At 62.6% G+C, this 25,029-nt stretch carries 17 protein-coding genes; 13 read left to right on the plus strand and 4 right to left on the minus strand.

Annotation, left to right across the window (positions count from 1 at the left end):
* Nucleotides 1–212 precede the first annotated feature (212 nt).
* Genes FHW69_RS12535 through FHW69_RS12550 form a run of 4 tightly spaced genes read left to right on the plus strand, consistent with a single transcriptional unit; the run spans nucleotide 213 to nucleotide 4,765 of the window.
* Nucleotides 213–713 (plus strand): spore coat U domain-containing protein, encoded by a 501-nt coding sequence (locus FHW69_RS12535; RefSeq protein ID WP_183423410.1) that lies wholly within the window; start codon nucleotides 213–215, stop codon nucleotides 711–713.
* 35 nt (nucleotides 714–748) lie between these two features.
* Nucleotides 749–1,453, plus strand: a complete 705-nt coding sequence (locus FHW69_RS12540) for a molecular chaperone (protein WP_183423412.1) — start codon at nucleotides 749–751, stop codon at nucleotides 1,451–1,453.
* Nucleotides 1,407–3,767 (plus strand): fimbria/pilus outer membrane usher protein, encoded by a 2,361-nt coding sequence (locus tag FHW69_RS12545; RefSeq protein WP_183423414.1) that lies wholly within the window; start codon nucleotides 1,407–1,409, stop codon nucleotides 3,765–3,767. The genes FHW69_RS12540 and FHW69_RS12545 overlap by 47 nt, the downstream gene beginning before the upstream one ends.
* On the plus strand, nucleotides 3,764–4,765 hold the full coding sequence (locus FHW69_RS12550; protein WP_183423415.1) for a spore coat U domain-containing protein: 1,002 nt from the start codon (nucleotides 3,764–3,766) through the stop codon (nucleotides 4,763–4,765). The genes FHW69_RS12545 and FHW69_RS12550 overlap by 4 nt, the downstream gene beginning before the upstream one ends.
* Before the next feature lie 5 nt (nucleotides 4,766–4,770).
* Here the strand turns inward: FHW69_RS12550 and rsgA are convergent, their stop codons facing one another.
* Nucleotides 4,771–5,826, minus strand: a complete 1,056-nt coding sequence (gene rsgA, locus FHW69_RS12555) for a ribosome small subunit-dependent GTPase A (RefSeq protein ID WP_183423416.1) — start codon at nucleotides 5,824–5,826, stop codon at nucleotides 4,771–4,773.
* 98 nt (nucleotides 5,827–5,924) lie between these two features.
* On the opposite strand from rsgA, the gene FHW69_RS12560 reads away from it, so the two are divergent.
* From FHW69_RS12560 to grxD, 6 genes are all read left to right on the plus strand, one after another.
* Nucleotides 5,925–7,187 (plus strand): aminotransferase class I/II-fold pyridoxal phosphate-dependent enzyme, encoded by a 1,263-nt coding sequence (locus tag FHW69_RS12560; RefSeq protein WP_183423417.1) that lies wholly within the window; start codon nucleotides 5,925–5,927, stop codon nucleotides 7,185–7,187.
* Nucleotides 7,184–7,813: an SGNH/GDSL hydrolase family protein gene (locus tag FHW69_RS12565; RefSeq protein ID WP_183423418.1), complete on the plus strand. Its 630-nt coding sequence runs from the start codon at nucleotides 7,184–7,186 to the stop codon at nucleotides 7,811–7,813. Before FHW69_RS12560 ends, FHW69_RS12565 begins: the two co-directional genes overlap by 4 nt.
* Nucleotides 7,814–7,840: 27 nt before the next feature.
* Nucleotides 7,841–8,824: an RHS repeat-associated core domain-containing protein gene (locus FHW69_RS12570; protein ID WP_221195526.1), complete on the plus strand. Its 984-nt coding sequence runs from the start codon at nucleotides 7,841–7,843 to the stop codon at nucleotides 8,822–8,824.
* Nucleotides 8,821–9,264, plus strand: coding sequence for a hypothetical protein (locus FHW69_RS12575; protein ID WP_183423420.1), 444 nt, complete (start codon nucleotides 8,821–8,823; stop codon nucleotides 9,262–9,264). The genes FHW69_RS12570 and FHW69_RS12575 overlap by 4 nt, the downstream gene beginning before the upstream one ends.
* 160 nt (nucleotides 9,265–9,424) lie before the next feature.
* Entirely contained in the window at nucleotides 9,425–10,294 is an 870-nt protein-coding gene (locus FHW69_RS12580) for a UDP-2,3-diacylglucosamine diphosphatase (RefSeq protein ID WP_183423421.1), read from the plus strand.
* 91 nt (nucleotides 10,295–10,385) lie between these two features.
* The gene (gene grxD / locus FHW69_RS12585) at nucleotides 10,386–11,309 is read left to right on the plus strand and encodes a Grx4 family monothiol glutaredoxin (protein ID WP_183423422.1); all 924 of its coding nucleotides are present in this window, start codon (nucleotides 10,386–10,388) and stop codon (nucleotides 11,307–11,309) included.
* Nucleotides 11,310–11,391: 82 nt separating this feature from the next.
* Here the strand turns inward: grxD and FHW69_RS12590 are convergent, their stop codons facing one another.
* Nucleotides 11,392–13,869 carry a protease pro-enzyme activation domain-containing protein gene (locus tag FHW69_RS12590; RefSeq protein WP_343204017.1) on the minus strand — a complete coding sequence of 826 codons (2,478 nt, stop codon included), beginning with the start codon at nucleotides 13,867–13,869 and terminating at the stop codon, nucleotides 11,392–11,394.
* A gap of 764 nt (nucleotides 13,870–14,633) precedes the next feature.
* Here FHW69_RS12590 and FHW69_RS12595 point away from each other — a divergent pair.
* Together FHW69_RS12595 and FHW69_RS12600 are read left to right on the plus strand one after the other, a co-directional pair.
* Nucleotides 14,634–17,699, plus strand: a complete 3,066-nt coding sequence (locus tag FHW69_RS12595; RefSeq protein WP_183423424.1) for a TonB-dependent receptor — start codon at nucleotides 14,634–14,636, stop codon at nucleotides 17,697–17,699.
* Between the two features lie 530 nt (nucleotides 17,700–18,229).
* On the plus strand, nucleotides 18,230–21,250 hold the full coding sequence (locus FHW69_RS12600) for a TonB-dependent receptor (protein WP_183423425.1): 3,021 nt from the start codon (nucleotides 18,230–18,232) through the stop codon (nucleotides 21,248–21,250).
* A gap of 123 nt (nucleotides 21,251–21,373) precedes the next feature.
* Here the strand turns inward: FHW69_RS12600 and FHW69_RS12605 are convergent, their stop codons facing one another.
* Nucleotides 21,374–22,507, minus strand: a complete 1,134-nt coding sequence (locus tag FHW69_RS12605; RefSeq protein WP_183423426.1) for an NAD(P)/FAD-dependent oxidoreductase — start codon at nucleotides 22,505–22,507, stop codon at nucleotides 21,374–21,376.
* A 102-nt stretch (nucleotides 22,508–22,609) separates the two neighbouring features.
* Between FHW69_RS12605 and FHW69_RS12610 the strand changes: the two genes are divergently transcribed.
* A complete protein-coding gene (locus tag FHW69_RS12610) occupies nucleotides 22,610–23,284 on the plus strand; it encodes a TetR/AcrR family transcriptional regulator C-terminal domain-containing protein (RefSeq protein WP_183423427.1) in 675 nt (224 codons plus the stop codon).
* A 9-nt stretch (nucleotides 23,285–23,293) separates the two neighbouring features.
* Here FHW69_RS12610 and FHW69_RS12615 read toward each other — a convergent pair whose 3' ends face one another.
* A complete protein-coding gene (locus FHW69_RS12615) occupies nucleotides 23,294–24,943 on the minus strand; it encodes a Na+/H+ antiporter (RefSeq protein ID WP_255494779.1) in 1,650 nt (549 codons plus the stop codon).
* Between the last annotated feature and the right edge of the window lie 86 nt (nucleotides 24,944–25,029).

A 25,029-nucleotide genomic window follows, 5' to 3' on the forward strand; every position in this document is an offset into this window, starting at 1 on the left:
ACGTGCCGGGCGGGTTTTTCGGCAAAAAATGTGTAGCCGTCGCAAGTTCTTCTGCGCGTGCGCAGCGAAATCATGGATCACTAAGCAAAATGGGCACGACCGCCGAAAATTCACACACGGTCGTCGCTCTTCACGCGCAAGCTGGCTCCCACCACTGACTCGACGTCATAAGGCGGCGCGCAAAACGCGTCGAATGCACGGGGGAGAGAGCCATGAAGCACCTGATCATCGCAGCGCTGGGCACCATCGGAACCCTGGCGGCCGTCACGGCTGCACAGGCGGCCACCACCACGACATTCAATGTGCGCATCACGATCAGTGCGGCGTGCGACATCAGCACCACGGCACCCACGGACGTCAATTTCGGCACCCAGCCGTCCACTGCAACCAACGTGGACAATCAGGGCGCGCTCAACGTCAATTGCACACCGAGTTCGCCGTATACCATTACGCTGGACAATGGCCAGAATGGCACCGATGCAAACTCGCGCAAGATGAGCAACGGCACGGCGCTGGTGCCCTATCAGCTGTATCGCAACGCGACCCGCACAGCCGCCGATGTCTGGGGCAGCACCACCGGTACCGGCGGCAATGTCTACTCGGGGACCGGTAGCGGCACGACACAGTCGGTGCCCGTGTACGGTCGCGTTCCTTCAACGAACTTCCCGGCCGGCAGCTACGCCGACGTGATCACCGCCATCGTCACGTACTGACGGTGTGCCGGTGGTTCATGCGGGTGCGGGGCGCCGTGTTGCTCGCGGTCTGGGCGCTTTGCGTCCACGGCACGGCAATGGCCAGCGGCCTGCAGGTTTCCCCGATCGGATTGCAGCTGGCTCCCGACGCCCAGGCGGATGCCTTATGGCTCACGAATACGGGCAGCGACATCATTCATGCGCAGGTCCGCGTGTTCCGCTGGACACAGGTGGACGGCAAGGACGTGCTGGAACCGTCGCGCGACATCATCGTCAGTCCACCCATGATCACGGTGGCACCGGGCGAGCGCCAACTGGTGCGCGTGATACGCGGCGCGGATGCGCCGGCCGATACGGAAGCGTCCTATCGCGTGCTGGTGGACGAATTGCCGGTCGATCAGGACAGCAAGCCGGGACTGCGTTTCGTACTGCGCTATTCGATTCCCGTTTTCCTCAGCCCGACGGACGGGCGCGCCGTGGTCGCCAATCTGCGCGCGCAATGGGTCGATTCACCCGAGGGGCCGGCTGTGCGGGTGATCAATACGGGCAACGGACATGCGCAACTGGCGGATCTCGCGATAGCCGGGCCCAACAACCGGCATACCACCGTTCTGCCGGGACTCGTAGGCTATACGCTGCCGGGCAGCACCATGACGTGGCGCCTTCCGGAAGGCACACGACGCGCCGGCGCCACGCTGCGCGTAAGGATCAACGGTGACGCGTCGGAGTCGACTCTCGCCATGGACGCGGACGGCCGTTAGCCTTCTGATGCTGGATGCCGCCGCCCTGCACGCGACCTCCCGTGACGAAGCAGAGCCTGCTCCACCACCACCGACAGTCACGCCACGCACGCGCGTGGCCGGGGAAGACCTGTATCTGGAGGTGGTCCTGAACGGTACGACGACCAGTCGGCTAGTGCACTTCATCCGTCGCGGCGACGCGCTTTGCGCCTCCACCACGGATCTTCGCTCGCTGGGATTCGCCATTCCGCCGGACAACAACGAACGGTGCCTGGACGACGTGGAAGGCGTGCGTTACGCGTACGACGTGCCCATGCAGCGCGTGTCGATCAACGCAGCACCAGACTTGCTTTCACTGCCGCGCAAGCTGCTCAACCCGGCCGAACGTCCGGCGACCACGCCGACCAGTTCCACCGGCGTGCTGCTCAATTACGACATCTACGGATCAAGCGGCAGCGGTACCGGCAACCTCAGTGCGCTGGCTGAAGCGCGCGCGTTTTCATCGGGCCTCGGCGTATTGAGCAACACGGCACTGGCCCGCCGCTATCAGACGCCGGGCGAGGGTTGGCAGGGTGATTCCGTGCGCCTGGATACGCAATGGCGCATGTCGTTTCCACAGCGCTCAGAAGCACTGACCATCGGCGACACATTCACCGGATATCTTTCCTGGACACGCCCCACGCGCATCGGCGGCATTGCGTTCGGTACGGATTTCGCGTTGCAGCCGTACCGGATCACCACCCCGCTGCCGCAGTTTTTCGGCGAAGCCACGGCACCTTCAGCGGTCGAGCTGTATGTGGATGGCATCCGCCAGTACAGCGGGAAAGTGCCCGCTGGCCCGTTTCAGCTTACGGCCGTCCCGGGGGTGGATACGGCCGGACAGGCCCAGGTGGTACTGACCGATGCGCTCGGGCGCAGCAGCACCGTCACGTTTCCCATCTATTCCGCGCGCCAGCTGTTGCGCGCCGGGCTGGACGACTGGTCGGTGGAACTGGGCGCCGTGCGCGAAGACTACGGCATCCGCTCTTTCCAGTATGGCAACGCACCGATGGCCAGCGGCACCTGGCGGCACGGTGTCACCGACAGTTTCACCTTCGAGAGTCATGCGGAAGCGGGCGACGGGCGCGGCACGGCCGGCGCGGGCGCGGTGTGGACACCCGGCGGCGCCAGCGTGCTGAACGCATCGGTGTCGGCCGCCTATGGCGGCGGCATGCAGTACGGCGCCGGTTACACGTGGATGGGGCACTTCATGAATGTGTCACTCGATACGCTGCGCGGTTCGGCCAGCTATCGCGACGTGGCATCGCGATATGGTGCGCCGCCGCCGCGCGTGAGTGATCGCGCATTGATCGGATTCAACGTGCCACATGCCAGCTTTGGCGCGAACCTGGTCCGGCTTCAATACGCCGGACAACCGATGAGCCGCTACGCCGGGCTGTTTGCCATCGGTAACCTTGGGCGTGGTGCATCGATCAATTTCAGCCTCAACCAGAACCTTGACGAAGCCCGCGACCGCAGCATCTATGTGGGCGTGACACTCGCGCTGGACGCAAACACCACGCTCAGTACATCGGTACAGCGCGACCGCGACCACACCACCGGCATCGTGGATGCCAGCCGTCCGATCGACGGCGACGGCGGCTTTGGCTGGCACGTGCAGGCACGTGGCGGCCAGGACGGCGGTGGACTGGGCGAGCTGGGCTGGCTCACCAATCAGGGCCAGGTCACCGTCGGCGCCAGCAACATCGGGCCGGGCGGGTACAGCTACGCCGACGTCAACGGCGCGGTAGTTTTCCTGGGGGGCCACGTGTTTGCGGCACGACGCATCGACGATGCGTTCGCGCTGGTCACGACCGAAGGCGTGCCGGACATCCCCGTGCTGCTGGAAAATCGCCGCACGGGAGTCACAGATAGTCACGGCACCTTGCTGGTGTCGCGCCTGAATGCCTATCAGGACAACCGCCTCGCGATTGACCCGCTGGACCTTCCCGCCGACTCGCGCGTGCAGCGCGTGGAAGCCATCGTGGCGCCCGCAGATCGCTCCGGTGTGATCGTGCGCTTCCCGGTTCATCCGGTGCGCGCGGCCTCTGCGGTGCTGGTGGATGAGCACAACGCAGACATCCCGCTGGGAAGCCGCGTTGACGCCGGCGACGGTCAGCCTGCCGCAGTCGTGGGCTACGACGGGCTGGTGTATCTGGACAACCTCAAAGGCACGACGCAACTGCGCGTGACGCTGCCCGATGGCGGCGTGTGTGCGGCGACGCTGGTGTATCCGGACAGTGCCCGCGATCTTCCGCAACTGGGACCGCTTGTGTGCAGGAAGACCACGCCATGAAAATGATTTGCACACTGCTCTTACTGCTTGCCGCACTGTGTTTCGCGCCCGGCGCGCAGGCCACCACCACCTGCAAGGTCAACTCCGTCACCGCAGTGGCATTCGGGCCCGTGCAACCGACGTCGGGAAACATCACCACGATGGCCACGCTGACTTATTCATGCAGCTACACCGGCGGCGTCATCGGTGCGTTGTCCGGGGCATTCGTGCGCATGTGCGTGAGTCTCGGGCCGGGCGCGAACAACCTGTATAACCCGCGCACCATGCTCGACAGCAGCGGCGACGCGATGACCTTCAACATCTACAAAGACAGCGGGCACTCGCAAATCTGGGGTTCATCCGCAGACACCGGCACCACGCCCAACAATTTCACGACCCAGTTCGGCATTCTGTCCACGGGGACGAGCACCACCGGAACGATCACGCTGTACGGCCAGGTGCCGGGGCCGCAGGCAGGACTGGCGTTTGGCAGCTACACGGCCACGCTCACCAGTTCGATGGCGTACGCCTATAACGAAGTGCTGCTCAGCCTGGGCACCTATCCCACCACGTGCACGAACGGCAGCACGGGCAACGGCACCAGCGTCGGGCCATCCGTGAGTGTCACCGCCAACTCCCCCGCATCCTGTGCCATTGGCACCGCCACGGACCTGTCCTTCGGCACCGTGCCGGGGTTTCTCAACACCGTGACCGACCAGACCTCGCTGGTGCGCGTCACATGCAGCAATCGCAGCCCGTTCCAGATTGGCCTGGACAATGGCCAGAACGCGCTCGCAGGGCAAAGACGCATGGTCAACGGAACGAACCATGTGAGCTATGAGCTGTATGCGAACCCCGGACGAACAACACGATGGGGCAATACGCTCAACACCGATACCGTCAGCAGCGCAGGAACGGGCATTGAGCAGGACCTGACCGTCTACGGACGCGTGCCCGTGCAGACACCTGTCCCGCCGGGCAATTACAGCGATGTCATCACCGTCACGCTGACTTACTGATCCGGTCAGTCGTCCTGACCACGACGGAACTTGCGATGACTTTTCGTCGGTGGCTTGGCGGCCGCCTTGCGCTTGAGCCGGGCTTCCAGCGTGGCGGCCTGCTCTTCGCGCTCGTCGTGCAGCTTCAGGAAGCTGCGCCACCGCTGCGGCGACAGCTCGCCGGACAGAAGCGCCGCCTGGATGGCGCATCCCGGTTCGTTGGTGTGTCCGCAATCGGTAAAGCGGCACTGTGACGACAACGTCTCGATATCCGCGAACAGATCGAGATTTTCTTCGCCCGTGAGCTTGAGTTCGCGCATGCCCGGGGTGTCGATCAGGCAACCGCCGGTCGGCAGTTTCAGCAGCGCGCGGTGCGTGGTGGTGTGCCTGCCGCGGCTGTCGTGCGAACGGACGGCCTTGGTGGCCATGCGCTCTTCGCCAAGAATCGTGTTGGTCAACGTGGACTTGCCCGCGCCGGAAGAACCCACCAGCACGGCACTGCTGCCAGGCCCGAGGTACCGGGCCAGCAGCGGAACGGTGGCCGTGTCGCGCGTGTTGATGGCGTGGATGTCGGTGCCTTCGGCCACGCGTGCGCGTACGGCCGCGATGGCTCCCGGCACATCATCGGCCATGTCCGCCTTGCTGAGCAGTACGACCGCCTGCGCCCCGGACCCTTCGATCAGCGCCAGATAGCGCTCGATCCGGGTGGGATTGAAGTCACCATCCAGGCCCATCAGCACCAGCACGTAGTCGATGTTGGTGGCGATCACCTGGCGCTCGTAGCGTTCGCCAGCTGCTGCGCGGGTCAGCACCGTGCGCCGGGGCAGCACGGCCTCGATCACCGGATGGGACGCGTGATCCAGGAACACGAAGTCGCCCACGGCCGGCCGGATCGAGGGATCCAGTCCGCGTTTCAGGAACTGGCCCGCAGGCTGCGCATTGAACGTGCCCACGCCATCGTCCAGCTCGTAGCCGGCGCGATGCTGGGCCACCACCCGGGCCAGCCGGCGGCTGTCTTCGGGCAGGCTGGGTTCGCGCCAGCCGATCTGGCGCAGGCGCGCGATATCCGGTGTATCGGTCATGACGGCAATTATGCCCTTGTTCTGCCCCGATTTTGCCTCGCAGCGACAGATCGACGCTGCTAGGATCGGGAAGCGACCGCCGGAAAGGCCTGGCGGGCATGAACTTGAATGGACTTTTCGTGGCTCCGATCAAACCCAGCGCGCATCTTGCTGACGTACGTTATGAAATCCGCGGCGCGCTCACCCGGCGTGCACGTGACCTGGAAGCCGCCGGCCATCCGATCATCAAGCTCAACATCGGCAACCCCGGCCGTTACGGCTTCAAGACCCCGGATCATCTGCGCGAAGCCATCGGCGCGCACCTGGTGGACAGCGAAGCCTACGGCCACGAGCAAGGCCTGGAAGAAGCCCGCGAAGCCATCGCCGCCCAACAAATCGCCCGCGGCGCGCGCGGCGTGGAGGTGGAGCGCATCTTCATCGGCAACGGCGTCAGCGAACTGATCGACATCTCCCTGCGTGCGCTGCTGCAACCGGGCGACGAGGTACTGCTGCCCAGCCCGGATTACCCGCTGTGGAGCGCGGCCACCATCCTCAACGACGGCAAGCCGCGCTATTACCGCTGCCCGGCCGAGCGTGGCCACCTGCCGGACCCGGAGGAAATCGAGGCACTGATCACGCCGCAGACGCGCGCACTGGTGCTCATCAATCCCAACAACCCCACCGGCGCCGTCTATCCGCGCGAACTGCTGGAGCGCATTGTGGAAGTGGCTGGCCGTCATGGCCTGCTGCTCCTGTGTGACGAAATCTACGACGAGATTCTTTACGACGGCGTGCCCTTCCAGCCGCTGGCGGAAATCGCGGGCGACCTGCCCTGCGTCAGTTTCGGCGGCCTCAGCAAGGTGCACCGTGCCTGCGGTTACCGCGTGGGCTGGATGAGCCTGTCGGGTGATCCGCGCCGCAACGCCGAGTATCGCGATGCGCTTCAGCTGCTGGCCGCACTGCGCCTGTGCGCCAACGTCACGGCGCAGTGGGCGGTACGTCCCGCGCTTCTGGACAAGCCCACCATTGGCGAGCTCACCACCCCGGGCGGTCGCCTCCATGAGGCTCGCCGTGTGGTGCTCGAAGGGGTGGCGGCCAGTCCCTGGTTTGACGTCGTGGCACCGGGCGGCGCCATTTATGCGTTCCCGCAGGTACGCGCCGATGCGCTGCCCCACTTCGACGACACCGCCTTTGCGCTGCGCCTGCTGGAAGAGGAAGCCGTACTCGTGGTGCCCGGCACCAGCTTCAATCTGTCCGCAAGCCGCCACCTGCGCCTGACGCTTCTTCCCGAGCCAGCCCAGCTTGCGGAAGTGTTCGTGCGCATGGACCGCGTGCTGGCCCGCATGGCCGCAGAGAGCCAGCCGGCCAGCGCTGTCGCATGAAGTCAGCCACCTATCTCGCCCTCGGCGATTCATACACCATCGGTGAGGGCGTCGATCCGGCAGGCCGCTGGCCGGATCAACTCGTTGCACGACTGCGCACCGATGGCGTGACCATCGAGGATCCGCAGATCATCGCCACCACAGGATGGACGACGGACGAACTTTCCGCCGCCATCGACACCGCAACGCTCGCACGTCACTACGATCTGGTCACGCTGTTTATTGGCGTCAACAACCAGTATCGCGGTCGCCCTGCCGAGGAATATCGCGAACAGTTTCTGGCATTGCTGACGCGCGCCATGGCATTCGCAGGCGACGCACGACGGGTCGTGGTCGTATCCATCCCCGACTGGGGCGTCACCGCCTTTGCGCAGGATCGGGACCGCGCCGCCATCGGCCGCGACATAGACATCTTCAACGCCATTGCCCGCGACGAAACGATCCGCGCACACGCGCGCTGGGCCGACATAACACCCGCGTCCCGCATCGCAGGCGCGCAGCCGGACATGCTGGTGGCCGACGGCCTCCATCCTTCCGCCGCGCAATACGCGCTCTGGACTGACGTCATCGAACCCATGGCACGCGCCGCATTGAAAGAGGCAGGCTTTTCCGCGAAGCTGCCCTGATGCCAACCGGCATTGTTGGGGGGAATGATGCGCAAGCAGATGAAGAGCAGCTGGCATATTGCCGGCTCGTTGCTTTTGGCGAGCAGTTTGAGCCAGGCAGCTAACGCGAGTGAGAAGGTTACGTTCTACTACACAGACGTACAGGGAACTGTGCTGGCCACTGCTGATGAGCAAGGCAACCTCTCGGGAAGTTCAGACCGTAAGCCCTATGGCATCCAGGTCATGGGCATGCGCCAGAACGGCCCCGGCTATACCGGACACATCGACGATTCGGACACCGCCCTGATCTATATGCAGGCGCGTTATTACGACCCCGAGGTAGGGAGATTCCTGAGTACCGATCCTATTCGGCCATCTGCTGCCAACGTATACGGCTTTAACGGATACGCATACGCAAACAACAATCCGGTTCGATTCATCGATCCAGACGGTCGCTTCAGTCGCGGAGCAAACTGGGATGCGAAGAGTTGGAAGGAATTTAACCGCGCGCAACAGAACTCTGCGAAACGTCTGGAGAATGTTGCAGCAAAGATAAACGGGGCACTCAAGTCGGGCGCCGGCTTGAAGGAAGTCACTAGTGCATTTGAACGCAATTTCGGCGAAGGCTCAGCGACGACCGAGAACCTGACCAAAGTGGCGTCCGATCTATCCAGCATGGCAGCGGCCTTACGTGATACCAGCCCAGACGCTATTGCCGCGAATGCGACCACAACAAAAGAACTCCAGGCTTCATACAAGGATGTGAAGCCCACTACATTGGCGGGTGTCCCCAAAAGTGGACCAAAGCAAGTATTAGTAAATATGGATCATCCCGCCATTGGCAACGAGGTAGCGATGGCTTGGGCTGCCGGGCATGAGGCGGCTCACGCCGTGCTTGACTACGACGATCACTCAGTCAACGGTGTCAATGCATACAAGCTGGGAACTACCGAACAGCAGAACAGCTTCCGGGACCTTCCGAGCTCAGAACGCTTGGTCAACCCGGATCATCTAATGAATTTCTCCCCATGAACAACACTCATCTGCTTCGCGCAACCGCAATAGCTCTTCTTCTCGCCGTTTCAGGGTGCGCCACGACCAACACCTTTGAACGTCCTCCTCCGGAAAGTTACGAGCTGCAAATTGTCGACAATGTAGCCGCGCACCGCTTCGATCTGACACTGGTATCCCACGACCGGGCAATCTGCGTGGCCAATGAAAATTGGCCGGAGACTGGACGCATGCCGGTCGCCAACGACAAGGTGACGGTCACGACGGGGCAAGCCACCCTGCCTGTTGACGCAGCCATGTTCGACGTGTATTGCCCGGGTGGTTGTGGCCAGCAGCGGGCCACGCCCAAGAAGCCATTGACCGGCTTCATTTCCTACGAAGCCGTGGGCAACGTAGCGGAACTGGCGGCCGATCCGGACAAGCAGCTTCACTTCAGGGTGCAACCCACGTATTGCAGGTAGTCGGCGGCCAAGGACGCATGACGCACCAGGGATGGTGGATGAAGCTCAGGGCATGGGTCTGGCTTTAAAGAAGACGTCATCGTCCATGCCGTCACGCTGACACGCTGCTGCAACGTCGGGGGACGACCATGCCCATCCGGGACCTCCCGGAGCCACGCGCATGGCCAAGCTCACCTGCCGCACCGCGTTCATATCGGACGTGCACCTTGGTACGCCAGACTGCAAGGCGGACTTTCTCCTCGATTTTCTCCAGCATCTGGATTGCGGGAAGCTGTTCCTCGTTGGCGACATCGTCGACATGGAAGCCATGGCCCGGCGCCGCGGATGGCGGCGCGAGCACAGCGCCGTGGTCGGGCAGATTCTGGACATGGCCTCCCGGGGCGTCGAAGTCATCTATATCCCGGGCAATCACGACGCACCGCTGCGCGGCCTGGCCGGGCAGATGCTGGCGGGCATCCGGGTGGAACTGGACGCCGTGCACGAAGGCGCGGACGGACGCCGTTATCGGGTAAGCCATGGCGACGAGTTCGACCCGGAACACGTCGGCCGCACCTGGATGCTGTATCTGGGCGACACCCTGCACCGCGCCATCTGCTGGGCCAACCGCCGCGTGCATGCCGTGCGCCGCCGGATGGACCTGCCCTACCTGCCGCTGTCGATCATCATCAAGTCGCACGTGGGCAAGGCGCTGGCCTATATCCGCGGCTATGAGGAAAGGGTGGCACGGGACGCCCGCGAACGCGGTTTCGATGGGCACATCTGCGGACACATCCACTATGGGCACGTGCGCACCATCGACGGGGTGGTTTACCTCAACGATGGCGACTGGGTAGAGCACTGCACCGCTCTGGTGGAGGATGCCAGCGGCGCGATGGAGCTGATTCACTGGACGGGCCAGGCCACCCCGCTCGGCCGGGCCAGCCGGGAAACCGTGCTCCCCTCGCCGGCCGGCGCACTGGCATTTGCGCCGCTTGCCGACTGCCGGGCCAATCTGGCCGAACTGGAAGCGACCAGCCGCCAGGCCGCCTGACGGCCGGCAAGAGGTTGAAAACGGGGTCAAGGGGAACCATGTCCGGCCCATGCCGGTAGAATGGCCCCCTTATCTTTACCGCGGTGACCCCATGGCCCTCGATACCCCCACCCGTGAACGCATCGAAACGCTCCTGAACGACCACGAAGTGGTGCTGTTCATGAAGGGTTCGCGCGCCCAGCCGATGTGCGGCTTTTCCGCTGCCGCCACCAACACGCTGAACGAACTGCTGCCCACGTACCACACGGTCGACGTCCTGTCGGACCCGGAAATCCGTGAAGGCATCAAGGAATACGGCCAGTGGCCCACCATTCCGCAGCTGTATGTGAAGGGTGAGCTGGTGGGCGGTTCGGACATCATCCGCCAGCTGTATACCAGCGGTGAGCTGCACACCCTGTTCGGTGCGTCGCCGCCGGATCGCACGCCGCCTGAAATCACCATCACCGACAAGGCCGCTGACGCCATCCGTGGTGGCATGGCCAGCGCGCAGGGCATGTCGCTGCATCTGGAAATCGGCCCGGACCACAGCGCGGGCTTCCAGCTTGCACCCGCTGGCGACCACGACATCGTGGTGCACGCCAACGGTATCGAAGTGCATTTCGATCCGGGCAGCGCTCAGCGTGCCAAGGGCGTGATTATCGACTGGGTGTCCACCGTGCAGGGCGAAGGCCTCAGCCTCAAGTTCCCGGGCGCCGTCGAGATCCACTCGATGACCGTCGTTGAACTGAAGGCTCGTCTGGACGCGAACGACATCGTGCTGGTGGACGTCCGCCCGGCGCACGCACGCGCCATCGCCGCGCCGTTGCCGCAGGCACGCATCCTGGAAGACGAAGGCTACGAAGCGCTGGCAGCACTGCCGAAAGACACGGCCATCGCGTTCATCTGCCACCACGGCATTTCCAGCCGCGCAGCCGCCGAGCGCTTCGCCGCTCATGGCTTCACGCAGCTGTACAACGTGGAAGGCGGCATGGATGCATGGTCGGTCCAGATCGACAGCAGCGTTCCGCGTTACTGATCCGCTTGAAACCTGCCTGCCCCTGAGGCAGGCATGAAAAGGCCCCCATCGTCCGATGGGGGCCTTCTTTTTGCGCGCTACATCAGTTCGTCCAGGTAGCCTTCAAGGTCACACCGGAGAACGCGGCATAGCCATTCAACATCACGTAGTACGTGCCGGTCTGCGGCGACGCGACAGTGCAGCTTTCGGTGTTGCCCGTCACGTACGGGCGGCAGTCGTAGCTGGAGGTCGTCGGTGCCGAGCCGAACTTCAGGTACAGATCCGCATCACCGGTACCGCCGGAAATCGCGACCTTGAGGTTGGTGGCTCCGGCCGGGATCGTGATGGTGTATCTCAGCTGCGCATTCTTCGCCGCCGCAAGACCCGTCACAGCCACGCCGTTGCTCAGCACGTTGCCACCCGTCCCGCTGCTCACCGTGACCGAGGTCGACTTCGAATTGGTGGCACCGCCGTTGTCCGTCACTGTCTCCGTCGCCGTGTACGTGCCTGCGGCGGCATAGGTGTGGCTCGGGCTCGCAGTGGTCGACGTGGAGCCGTCGCCGAAGGTCCACGCGTGCGATGCAATCGTGCCGTCGCTGTCCGTGGAGCTGTCGGTGAAGGTCGCGGTCAGACCGCTGGTTACCACGCTGAAGTTTGCCACCGGCGGCGTGTTGGTCGTACCACCACCGCTGACCCAGTTGGCCTGCGCATACGTGTTGAGCTTGGAAATATCAAAGCTGCCGAAGCCGGTCGCCTGATCGAAGCCCGTGGTCGCGGTGTAGCCGTGGTTCTGATAACCGTTGTTGCCCGAGGTCACGTCATGCAGCAGCGATGTCTGCGTCGGGAAAGCGGCGTAGAAGTTCGATGCCGGGAAGCCGATGGCGTTGTTCGCTGCCGACTCGATACGGGCAAACGCACCCACGAACAACGGCGAGGCCAGACTGGTACCGCCCACCTGTTCGTTGGAACCGTTCACCACGATGACCGCACCTGACGACGAGGCCGCATCGAAGGCCAGATCAGGACCGACGCGCTTGCTCGCACCCAGTGCCGTGACCTGCCAGGCAGGCGCCGTCTCATAAAGGCTGGTGCCGCCACCGGTCGCCCACAGGCGCTGGTTGTTGTCACCCTCGCTCGGCGCGATGGCAGCGAGGCCTTCATTCCATACCGTCTCACCCGTCCACGTCGTGCCCGTGGTCGAGAGCGTCGTGCCACCCACCTGAATCACGTACGGGGAGCTGGCCGGTTCGCTGACCGAGTAATGCGTCAGATCGATCTTCACCGTGCCGGCCGAGTTGGCCACGTAGCCCGGGGAGCCCGAGGTCGGGTCGGTCGACCACTGGTACACGCCTGCGTCGCCCGAAGCGATGGAGAAGGTCTGACCCTGGGCCACGGCCTGCTGGAAGATCGCATCGTCGGCGGCCTGGGTACCGGACTGCTCTGCCGCCGTCTCATCTTCACCGAGGGAAACGTTGATGATCTTGGCGATGTTGTCGACAACGGCCTGGTTATAGGTAGAAGTGATGCCAGCGTCCGTGATGCCACTGGAACTGGAGTCGCCGTTGGCCGACGTGTAGAAGATCAGCTGCTTCACGCCACCGGAGATGCCGACGATGTCCTGGCTGTCCAGCGACCATTCGCCGTTGGAGTCCGGATCGTTGGCGAACGTGCCGCTGCCCACCTGCTTGACCAGCGTGTTGACCGTGGAAAGGCCCGCGCCCGTGGTGAACGTCTTCAGATCGGCGACCGTCTGGGTCATCGAGCCCCACGTGATGATGCCCACGGCCGTATTGGTCGCCGCAGGCACCGAGCCTGCGTCATAAATGGTGGCGAAGTCTTTCGGACTATGCGATGTCACCGCCGCGGCGGCCTGCGTGCTGGAGGCAGGACCGGGAACGGTGACGTTCTCCGGCTTGTACACGTGATGCAGCGTGTGTTTGACCGACACGTTTTGCAGACCGAGCACAGCGTTGACGCTGTCACCCAGTGCAGCAGGAACCATGGCCGGCGCATCGTTGGCGAAGAACTGGCGGCCATTGGCGCTGAACTGCTTGATGGACGTATTGAAGCCGTTGACGGCTGAGGTGGTCGTGCCATCTGCGGAAATCAGCAGATGGTTGGGCGCCACTTCAATATGGGTGAAACCGGATTGTGTCAGATGCGCGACCACGGCCTGGACCTGCGCATCCGTGGGCGCGTAATTCGCCTTGAACTGTGCAGGTGTGAGGAACTTGCCAAACCGGGCACTTCCTGGCGTGTTCACGTCACTCAGAAATGATTGCAATGCATCCGTGTTGCGAAGCTTCAGACTCACCACGATGTGCAGCGGGTGATCGGCTTCCAGCGCCGTGACCACGGCACCATTCAAACTCGGTGCGCCGGTCATGTTCAAAACGTACGACGAAGCAGAAACGGCAGGAGTCGCCGTACTGGCCGCAGTGACCACGCCTGTGGAAGTCGGAGCAAGCAATGCGGCCCGGGTTTTCGTACTCACCCAGCTATCGGCAGCATGCGCGGAAACGGAAAACATCGCTGCAATCACCGCGACGGAAAGAACAGTCCTGCGGGATACGACGCTCAACCTGTTGAATCCTTGAGTCTTCATATTGGTCCTGTAGGTAAGCCACATGGATTTTGTTCACGAAATAATTCCGTGAACCACGGCACTACTCACTTTGTGGCTTGGCGCGAAGCGGAATTCACAATCCGACTCAATGGCAAAAAATCGGGTTATTTATCCGCAAGTTATTACGACGCGCCATCCCCAAAGTTCAACACTCCCCTGCTCATTTCGAGCATCAGCATCGCAACCTTTCACTGGGCTTTCCTCTAATTCATCGAGTGAAAAAGTAATCGTCGTTCGTGATGTCGGACACAAAAACAATCCTTGATAGCCCCTTAAAACAAGGCATAAACGGCAACATGCCGATAATCAATCGACGTCTGGACGTCCATTCACAAACGCAGGTTTTTACGTAGGACTAATTCCTATTGTTGATTTACTTACATCGGTATTACGTTTGCTTCACGAGTCGCCATGCGGCCCGTGCGAGTCTTACGACAAAAAAGTGAGGCCGCTTGAGGGATCCATGGATGGCTTGCGTCGTGTCCTTGGGGAGTAGCTCTTATGTTCACGCCACCTGGTGCCTTCGCGTCATCCGCGCGCCCACGTCCGCACGTACTACCTGATCAGCAAATACAACGCATGAGCTGAGCGCGCGCCTGCGCGCATATCCGGCCTTGCGAACCCGTTGTGCACTGCACGACGGGCAGGGGAGGTTTTTGCCGTCAAAAAGGGCGGTGGATTCACTAACGCGAAAACGTTCGTACATTGAGGAGGCGTTTATGCCCGTTGTAACCCGTTCCCATAATCCCACCCCTCGCCGACTGGCTCTCGCCGTGGCCATCGCCTTTGGCGTGGTCGGCGCAGGCGGCGCATGGGCGCAAAGCAATTCCACTGGCGTTATCTTCGGTTCTGCCGCACCGGGGGACACCATCCACATTGAAAATGCAGGCACTGGTTTCAAGCGTGACCTGGTGACCGATTCCAGTGGCCGATATCGTGCGGCGTCGTTGCCGATCGGCGTTTATAACGTGTCGCTGATTCGCAACGGTACAACCGTCGACTCGCACAACGGCGTACAGACGTCCATCAGCCAGGGTACGGACGTGTCCTTCGCTGCAGGTGCCTCGGCCTCGTCGGCCAGCGCCACCACGCTCGGCACGGTCGAGGTATCGGGCAACACCCTGCCTGCCATCGACGTCAGCTCGGTTGACTCCCGTACGGTGCTGTCATCCGATCAGCTGCAGAAGCTGCCGATTGCACGCACGTCCATCAGCTCCATCGCGCTGCTCGCGCCGGGTACGGTGCAGGCGGCACGCGGTTACGGCAACGCGCTGTCGTTCGGTGGCTCGTCGGCCTCTGAGAATGCCTATTACATCAACGGATTCCAGGCCACCAACCCGCTGACCGGCGTGAGCTCGCGCCAGCTTCCCTATGACGCCATTGATCAGGAACAGGTGCTCATCGGTGGTTACGGCGCGGAATATGGCCGCTCCACCGGCGGCGTGATCAACGTGGTCAGCAAGCGCGGCACCAACGAGTTCAAGGGCGACATCCAGGTACTGTGGTCACCCAGCGAACTCGCGCAGCAGCCCCGGGACGTCCGGCTGAGGAGTGGAACGCTGTATGAGAAGGGCAACGCGTTTGCACTTCGCAACAACGACAACCTTCAGTACTCCGGATCGTTCTCCGGCCCGCTCATCAAAGACAAGCTGTTCTTCTTCGTTGCGGCCGACTGGATCAAGCAGACCGGCGACTACACCGGCCCCACGTCCGTCAGTGACGATGAGCATCAGTCCGCGAAGACCCGCCGCTGGTTGGGCAAGATCGACTGGAACATCACCGACAATCACATCCTTGAATTCACGGGCTTCGGTGATAACGAACAGACCGATTCGACGCTCTATGCGTACAACTACGCCACCGGTCGCGGCAACTTCCTGGGCACGCAGTACACCAAGAACTACAACCTGACCCAGACCAACGCGACGCCCGGCGGCAACACGTATATCGGCCACTACACCGGCTACATCACCGACGACTTCATCATCAATGCCATGTATGGCCGCTCCAACTCCAGCCATCAGCAGACGGTGAATGGCGTTTCCGGCACCCCCTGCCCTCTGATCACCGACGCACGCGCCGAGTTCACCAACAACCGCCAGACGGGCTGCCTGGTTGGTGCATCCACCACGCTGCTTCCGGGTGCCAGCGACAAGACCCGTGGCTGGAACATCAACCTTGAGTATCACCTCGGCGACCACGATCTGCGCGCCGGTATGGATAACTACGTGCTCCGCGCAACCTCCGGCGCCATCCCTGTGGGCGGCACGGCATACATCTACAACGACGTGGGTGACGGTACGTCGATCAAGCAGCGCCTCATCAACCTTGGCCTGAGCCCGACGCTGTACAACCCGGCCGACTTCCCGAACGGTTACTACGTTGAATCGTCGGCCCTCACCACCGGCACGTCTGCCCGCACCAATCAGCGTTCGCAGTTCATCGAAGATCGCTGGCAGATCACCGACCGCGTGAGCACGCAGATCGGCTTGCGCAATGAGCAGTTCACCAACTACAACGGCGTGGGCGAGGTCTACGCGAAAGAGCGCCATCAGCTCGACCCGCGCCTGGGCGTTTCATGGGACGTGTACGGCGACAGCTCGCTGAAGGTGTATGCGAATGCGGGCCGTTACCACCTCGGCCTGCCCACCAGCGTCGCGATTCGCGGTGCCGGCCCGTCCACCTTCCCGTCGCAGTACTTCTCCTTCACCGGCATCGATCCGGTCACCGGTATTCCGCAGGGCCTGAGCACGGGCGCACCGTACTCGCAGACCTACTACCTCAACGGCGCCAACGGTACTCCGCCTGACGCCAAGACCGTCTCCGCGCAGCAACTGCACTCGTACTACCAGGATGAATACATCCTCGGCTTCGACAAGCAGATGCCGGACAACTGGGTCGTGGGTGCGAAACTCATGTACCGCAAGCTGCGCAGCCTGATCGACGATACGTGCGATCCGGGTCCGCTGCAGGCCTGGGGCGATGCCAATGGTGTGGGTCCGCAGGTGGCCGCCGGTATTGCACGAAGCACCGGTTGCTGGCTGTACAACCCGGGGCGCGCCAACACCTTCACGCTGTCGCCGGCTGATGGCCAGTACATCAGCGTTCCGCTGACCGCCGACGCGATTGGCGAACCGAAGCCGAAGCGTGCGTACTACATGGTGAACCTGTATGCAGAGCATCAGTTCGCCGACAAGTGGTACGGCCGCATCGACTACACGTTCTCTCGCAGCTACGGCAACTCGGAAGGCCAGCTCGATTCGGACATCGTGCAGGCTGACGTGTCGACCACAGAAAGCTGGGACTTCCCGGCCATCATGGAAAACACCAACGGCCCGCTGCCCAACGACCAGAAGCACCAGCTGCGCGTTTTCGGCACGTATTCTCCCACGGACGAATGGCAGTTCTCCACGGTGACCCGTGTGGCCTCCGGCACGCCGGTCAGCTGCATTGGTGTTCGTCCGACCTCGGCGGGCGGCGACCCGTTCGGTTACGGCCCGGCCTATTTCTGGTGCAACGGCCAGCCATCACCCCGCGGTTCACGTGGCCGCACACCCTGGACGTATAACCTTGATGTGAGCGCCGCCTGGAAGCCGGCTTTCCTGGATCACAAGCTCGCCCTCAGCATCGACGTATTCAACCTTTTGGGTAAGCAGCGCGTTACCCAGTACTTCGAGGTCGGCGAACTGCCCAACGGCTCACCGAACCCGAACTATCTGCGTCCGCGTTCGTTCCAGGATCCGCGCTATGTACGCCTGGGTGCCCGTTACGATTTCACGCTTTAAAGGAATAACAAGACCGAAGGGCGGCGACTCACGATGGGTCGCCCGCCTTAGCACTCCCCAGATTCGGCAACTACCAGAGGGTAGTTGCCGTTTTTTTTGAAAGCAATTTGAAAGCCGAACGCCGCGCGATAAGTTTCGACTGCGCGTCAGAAGGATGAAAGATATTTCATACAACTCATGTCAACGAAACTTTCACGGTAATTTCCTGCAACAGGAAACCGCGTCAAATGGACGTCCGAGCGATTTCATGCGATTGCGAAAGATGAATTGACGCAAGTCCCGTACCAAAACCATGCACGCAATAACTTGCGTTCAGCAAAAGGCACATTGCCGCGTCTCAACACACCAAGTAGCGTCCGCCCCGGTCGAACGTTTTACTTTCGTTAAACGTTGGCAACCACACACACACGTGGGCAATCAGAACCGGGGAGATTCACAAAATGCATTTGCGCAGTTCTTTGGGGAACGCAACGCGTCGTTCACTTGCCGTCGCCGTTGCGGTATCGCTTGGCCTTGTAGCGACCGCAGCGATGGCACAGAGCACAGTGGGTTCGGTTTACGGTACGGCCGATGCAGGGGCACAGGTCACCATCGTCAACCAGGGTAATGGCTTCACCCGCAGTGTGACCGCGGGTAACGATGGAAAGTTCTCCATCTCGTCGCTTCAGCCGGGCGACTACCAGATCAGCGAAACCAACAAGGGTCAGACGGTCAACCGTGTGATCAGCATCGTTGCTGGCCAGGGTTTCAATCTGAATCTTGCTGCACCGTCGGGTGCCACCTCTGGCGCCGAGAATCTGAGCACGGTTTCGGTCACCGCCAATGCGCTTCCGCCGATCGATATCGCGTCGATGCAGACCAACACGGTTCTGACCTCCGCACAGATCAAGCAGCTTCCGATCGCACGCAACCAGACGGCTGTCGCATTGCTGGCACCGGGTGCCACCAAGGGCGACAGCGCCTTCGGCAACCTCGCTTCGTTCAGCGGCGCATCGGTTGCTGAAAACAGCTACTACGTGAACGGCTTCAACGTCACGAACTTCTTCCAGAGCCTGACCTATTCGCAGGTTCCGTTTGAAGCGATTGACCAGGAAGAAATCATGGAAGGCGGTTACGGTGCCGAATACGGCAACTCGACCGGCGGCGTGATCTCGGTCAACACCAAGCGCGGCACGAACGAGTGGAAAGGTGGCGTCGATGTCACCTGGAACCCGTACAACCTGCAGGCCAGCCAGCCCAACATCTACCTCCAGAATGGTTCGCTTCTGCGCAACACCGGCAGCAACAAGAACTACCTGGTTGGTAACAACAACACGGGCAATGCCAACGATTTCGGCACGCGCTACAACGCGTGGATCGGCGGCCCGATCATCAAGGACAAGCTGTTCATGTTCGCCCTCGTGGGTGGCACGAAGACCAGCGACGAGCACTACGGCGACGTGACCGGAGGCGGCAGCTACAACCGCACCTCCATCAGCGACCCGCGCTACCTCGTCAAGCTGGACTGGAACATCAACGAAAGCAACATCCTTGAGTACACCGGCTTCAGCGATACCAGCAAGACGAACCAGAGCATCTACGGCTATGGCTACGATGACTCCGGCAAGCCGTATCGCACCGACTATCTCGGCAACGTGTACGACAAGACGGGTGGCCAGACCAACATCCTGAAGTACACCAACTACGTCACCGATGACTTCACGATCAGCGCGCAGTACGGCAAGAGCGTGAACAAGCGCGCGAATACCGCGACCGCCGCCAACGGCATCGTGGAAACCTATGACGGCGACATCTTCGACGCCGCCAACTCGCCGGGTTGCCCGGGCATCACCGACAACCGTCAGCCGGTCAAGGCAGGCGCACAGGCTTATCCGCATTGCGGCTTCGCCGGTGAACTGAACACGCCCAACGGTGAAGACCGTCGTGGCGCAGGCCGTATCGACTTCGAGTACAAGCTGGGCGATCACGACCTGAAAGCTGGCTGGGCCCGCGACCACTTCACGTCGCAGACCGGTACCGCCTACGAAGGCGGCGCGCTGTACACGTACGTGTCGATTCCCGAATCCATCCTGGGCCACGCGCCCGGCCTTGATCCGTCCGACAGCGTCGTGGAACAGACGGTGTTCGCGACGGGTGCGAAGATCGGCGTGACGCAGAAGTCCTACTACCTGCAGGACGACTGGCACATCACGGACAACTTCATTGCCCGCATCGGTGCGCGCAACGATGGTTTCGAGAACACCAACAGCGTTGGCCAGACCTACGTCAAGCAGGTGCACAGCTGGCAGCCGCGCCTCGGCTTCTCGTGGGACGTTCATGGCGATTCGTCGCTGAAGATCTACGGCAGCGCCGGCGATTACTCGCTGCCGCTCGATGCCAACGTTGCACTTCGCGGTGCGTCGGCCTCGCTGTACCAGCAGCAGTTCTTCAGCTACACGGGCACCAACCCGCTCACGGGCGCCCCGACCGGCCTGGGCCCGCTTTCCGACGCATACGCTGCGGCGTTCCCGTCGCGTACGGGCGTCGTCTACCAGAACGGCGAAGCGGGCGTTGTGCCCGATCCGGGCTCGGTGGTCACGCAGGGTCTGAAGCCGTTCAAGCAGCGTGAGTTCATCCTCGGCGCGCAGCAGCAGGTTGGCGACTGGACACTCGGCATCAAGGGCATCTACCGCTTCATCCTCACGGGTGTGGACGACTCCTGCGACTTCCGTCCGATTGCCGCTTACGCCAACCGCACGTACGGTCTCGACCTCGATACCACGAGCCTGACGCCGGACGCATCGAACGTTCCGGGCTGCTACATCTTCAATCCGGGCAGCGGTGTCACGCTCAATACGCCTGTGGATGCTTCGGGCAAGATCTACAACATCCACCTGTCCGCAGCGGACGTGGGTGAGCCGAAGTACAAGCGCTCGTACGAAGCCCTTCAGCTCACCGCGGAACGCAGCTTCGACAACGTCTGGTACACCAAGGCGTCGTACGTGTGGTCGCACACCCGCGGCAACTCCGAAGGTGGCGTGGACTCGAACAACGGCCAGGCCGATACCGGCACGACCGAGCTCTTCGACTATCCGGAAATCATGGCTGGCACCAATGGCTATCTGCCGAATGATCGCGAGCACACGTTCAAGCTCTACGGCGCATGGCAGATCACGCCGGAATGGCTGGTTGGCGCCAACGGCATCTTCCAGACCGGTCGTCCGGAAAACTGCTACGGCCTGAATCCGATTGATTCGCAGGTCGTGGGCGGCTACGGCTCGGGCGCCTACCTGTACTGCAACGGCATGGTCGTGCAGCGCGGTTCCGTCGGTCGCACGCCGAACTACTGGAACATCGACCTGAACGCGTCGTACAAGCCCCAGTGGTTCAAGGGCCTGACGCTCACCGCCAACATCTACAACGTGTTCAACAAGCAGAAGGTGCTGTCGGTCAACGAAGTGGGCGAAGACAACAACGGTGCATCGCTGGCTACCAGCACGTACCTGACGCCTACCAGCTTCCAGCAGCCGCGTTACGTGCAGATCTCTGCCGAGTACGACTTCTCGCTCTGATACAAAAAATGAGATTGGGTACGCGCCGTTCCCGCGGCGCGCTACCTGGCACTCTCCCCAGATTGCCGCCGGCAACCCCGGCGGCTTTTTTTGTGCGCGCGCCGCCAGACCTGCGCGAGCGAGTCACCGTGCCTCTTCGGTATTTGAGAACATGTCGGTCAGACTGTGCGGCGAGTCAGCACCGAACAGGATGCCCTGCACCTCGTCGGCCTCGGCCGCTGCCGCCGCGCTGCGGATGAACAGCTCTTCCTCGTACGCAGCAAGCGCCGCCTCCACGTCGCCCGGATGCGCTACCAGCGCGTGTGCCAGTTGAGCGCCGTCGTACATCGCAAGGTTGGCACCCTCGCCAGAGGGCGGCATCAGATGTGCTGCATCGCCCAGCAGCGTGACGCCGGCGGTGCGGTTCCAGCGATGATCCTGCGGCAACGTGTACAGCGGCCGGAGCACGGGGGTTGTATCGCTGTCCGTGATGAGCGCCCGGAGTGCAGGTGCCCACCCTTCAAACTCATTCGCGATGCGGGCCAGCGCGGTCTTTGCATCGGCGAAGTCGATGGCGGCCATCCACGCTTCCGGCCTGCTGAGCGACACGTACGTGTGCAGCACGCCGCCCGGTTCGCGATGGGCCATGATGCCCTTCCCCGGTGCCACCGCGAACAGCGAGCCGCCACCCACCACCTCGGCGCTGGGCGCGTGACGGACGTCGCTGTCGTGCAGATGCGTCTCCACGTAAGAGATGCCGGCGTAGACAGGCTTCATCGCAGACACCAGCGGCCGGACCTTCGACCATGCGCCGTCCGCGCCCACCAACAAATCGGTGGTCGCGGTTGAGCCATCGGCAAAGGTGAGCTCATGACGCCCGTGGTCCTGTGACGCGATGGATGCCAGCTTGTGTCCCCAGCGGATCGTGTCCGCAGGTAGCGATTCCAGCAGGATTCGCCTCAGTTCACCCCGACGCACCTCCGGCCGCCCGCCCGAGCCGTCGTCGGGTGCCTCAAAGAGCACGCGACCATCGCGGTCGAGTACGCGGGTGGCCTGGCCACCGGGGAAAACGAGCCCGATAAAAGCGTCATGGAGGCCGGCAGCTTTAAGCGCCAGCTGCCCGTTGAAGTCATGGATGTCGAGCATGCCGCCCTGCCCGCGCGCCAGCGCGGACGTTTCTGCCTCATAGACGGTAGCGGCGATGCCGTGGACATGAAGGACGCGGGCCAGCACCAGACCGCCGAGACCGGCGCCTATGATTGCGATGGGGGTATGCACGGGGAATTCCTTGATGGGGTAGCGGCCGACGTTCCGGGCACGTCCGTGGAACGTCGTTCCAGTTAGATTGGAACGACGTTCCACTTATGTCAATATGCACCCATGGCCAGCAAAGCACGCACCGCACCGCGCCGGGAGGAATCACTTTCCCGGGAACGCATCATCGAAGCCTCCATCGACCTGCTGGACAGCGGCGGCGAAGCAGGGCTCACCTTCCGTGCACTCTCCGAACGGCTGGCGACTGGCGCGGGCGCCATCTATTGGCACGTGGCCAACAAGAGCGACTTGCTGACCGCCGCGAGTGACGCCGTCGTGGCGCAGACGATGGAGGCGCACGTGGACGCGGCCACGCCTGAGGCGGCCATTCGCACCCTCGCGCTGGGCATGTTCGATGCCATGGATGCGCATCCGTGGGTCGGCACGGCACTGGCCAGGGCGCCCGGGCAGTTACCGATGCTGCGCCTCATGGAACGGCTTGGCCAGCAAGTGAATGCGATGGGTGTGCCGCATCATGCGCAGTGGGCCACCGTGTCGGCGGTGTTGAACTTCATTCTGGGTGTGGGCGGCCAGAACGCGGCCAACTCGCAGACGGGCCGTGAGCAGAAGCTGGATCGGAACCACGTTCTGGGCTCGCTTGCTGCCACGTGGTCGGCGCTGGACGCCGAGGCTTTCCCGTTCACCCGAAGCATCGCCGAGCAGTTCAGCTCGCACGATGACAAGGCGGATTTTCTGGCAGGTGTCGACCTGATTCTGCGCGGTATGCAGCCGCAGGTCTGAAGGCGCCACCTAGCCGGCATGCAGGCCGGTAAGCGCCGCCTCGGCCAGGTCCACCTCGCGCAGCAATACGCCCAGCGTTTCATCGTTGATGTGGTGCGTGCCACGCAGGTGATACAGCTCCTTGCGCTCGGCACGCAGCGCGGCAAGCCGAATGGCGCGCTCGGTTCCCGCCTCCGCGCGGGCCTTGTCCGGAACGTCACCCTCTTCGCCCGCCGCTTCCATGCGCTGCTGGTAATCGGACATCACCCTCGCGGCCACCTGTGACGACAAGGCCACGCTGTCCTCGTCCGCATCTTCCTGGATGCGCTTCACCTCCGCCTCGATGCCGCGCAGCGCGGCCTGTGCCGTCAGGGCGCGCGCCTCACGCTCCTCACGGACGCGCGGGTCTTCGCCCGGCAGCTTCAGACCTTTCACCAGCAACGGCAGCCCGATGGCGCCGAAGATCAGCGTGCAGAGAATGACTCCGGAGGCGAGAAAAACAAGAAGGTCGCGAACAGGAAACGGCACGCCCTCGCGAATCACCAGCGGAATGGAAAGCACGCCGGCCAGCGTGATTGATCCGCGCACGCCGGCAAGCGCCGTCGTCCACACCAGGCGCACACCCGGCCTCGGTCGCGATTCATGGCGCACCAGCGAGCGCAGCAACACGAAGCGCAGCGACACCCATACCCAGATGAAACGCAGCAGCACCAGCGCCAGCGTGATCGCCACCACATAACCCGCCAGATACCACATGTGTCCGCCACCGGCCTGCGCAAGATCCAGCTTCGCGTTGCCCAGCACGCCCGGCAGTTGCAAGCCCAGCAACAGGAAGATGATGCCGTTGAAGGTGAACTCCACCATCGACCAGACGCTGTTGTTCTGCATGCGCGTGGCAACGTGACCACCCTTCAGCACGTCGGTGTAGTTCATCATCATGCCGGCTGCCACAGCGGCCAGAATGCCCGACACGTCGAAATGCTCGGCCAGAAGGTACGCCGCGAACGGCAGCAAAAGCAGCAGCGCAACCTGGCTGGAGGGATCGCCCTCGCCGCTCCAGCGCACCAGCCGGCGACGCACGTGCCCGAACACCCAGCTGACCAGCGCACCGGCCAGAATGCCGCCCAGGGCCTTGATGAAGAAATCGACGGACGCATCGGCCAGCGAGAAATGCCCTGTCACCGCCGCCATCACGGCGAACTGGAGGGCCACCAGGCCCGACGCATCGTTGAACAGCGCCTCACCCTCAAGCACGTGCAACAAGCGCGAGGGAATGCGGCTGCCACCCGTAATCGACGTCACGGCCACGGCATCGGTGGGTGACAGCACCGCGGCGAGCGCGAAGGCCACCGGCAAGGGCACGGTGGGAATCATCCAGTGGACGAAGTAACCCACGCCCACGATGGTGAAAAACACCAGCCCGATGGCCAGCGCGAGAATCGGCCCACGCAGGAGAAACAGCTCACGCTTCGGAATGCGCCAGCCATCCGCGAACAGCAGGGGCGGAATGAACAGAAGAAAAAACAGCTCGGGATCGAACTGGACCCGCATGCCAAACATGGGCATGGCGAGAACGGCCCCCAGGCCGATCTGTACGAGCGGGAGGGGAAGCTTGATGGGAAGCAGGCGTACCACCGCACCGGACAGCGCGACGACCAGCAGCAAGACGAGGGCGGTCATGACAATACTCATGCCCTCAACGCTAACGGGGCATGGCAGCCATGTCGAGATAGAAAGAGCGCTGCCCGGTCACGACAACCGGGCAG

This window comes from Luteibacter sp. Sphag1AF, assembly GCF_014192715.1.
Taxonomy (GTDB): Bacteria; Pseudomonadota; Gammaproteobacteria; order Xanthomonadales; family Rhodanobacteraceae; genus Luteibacter.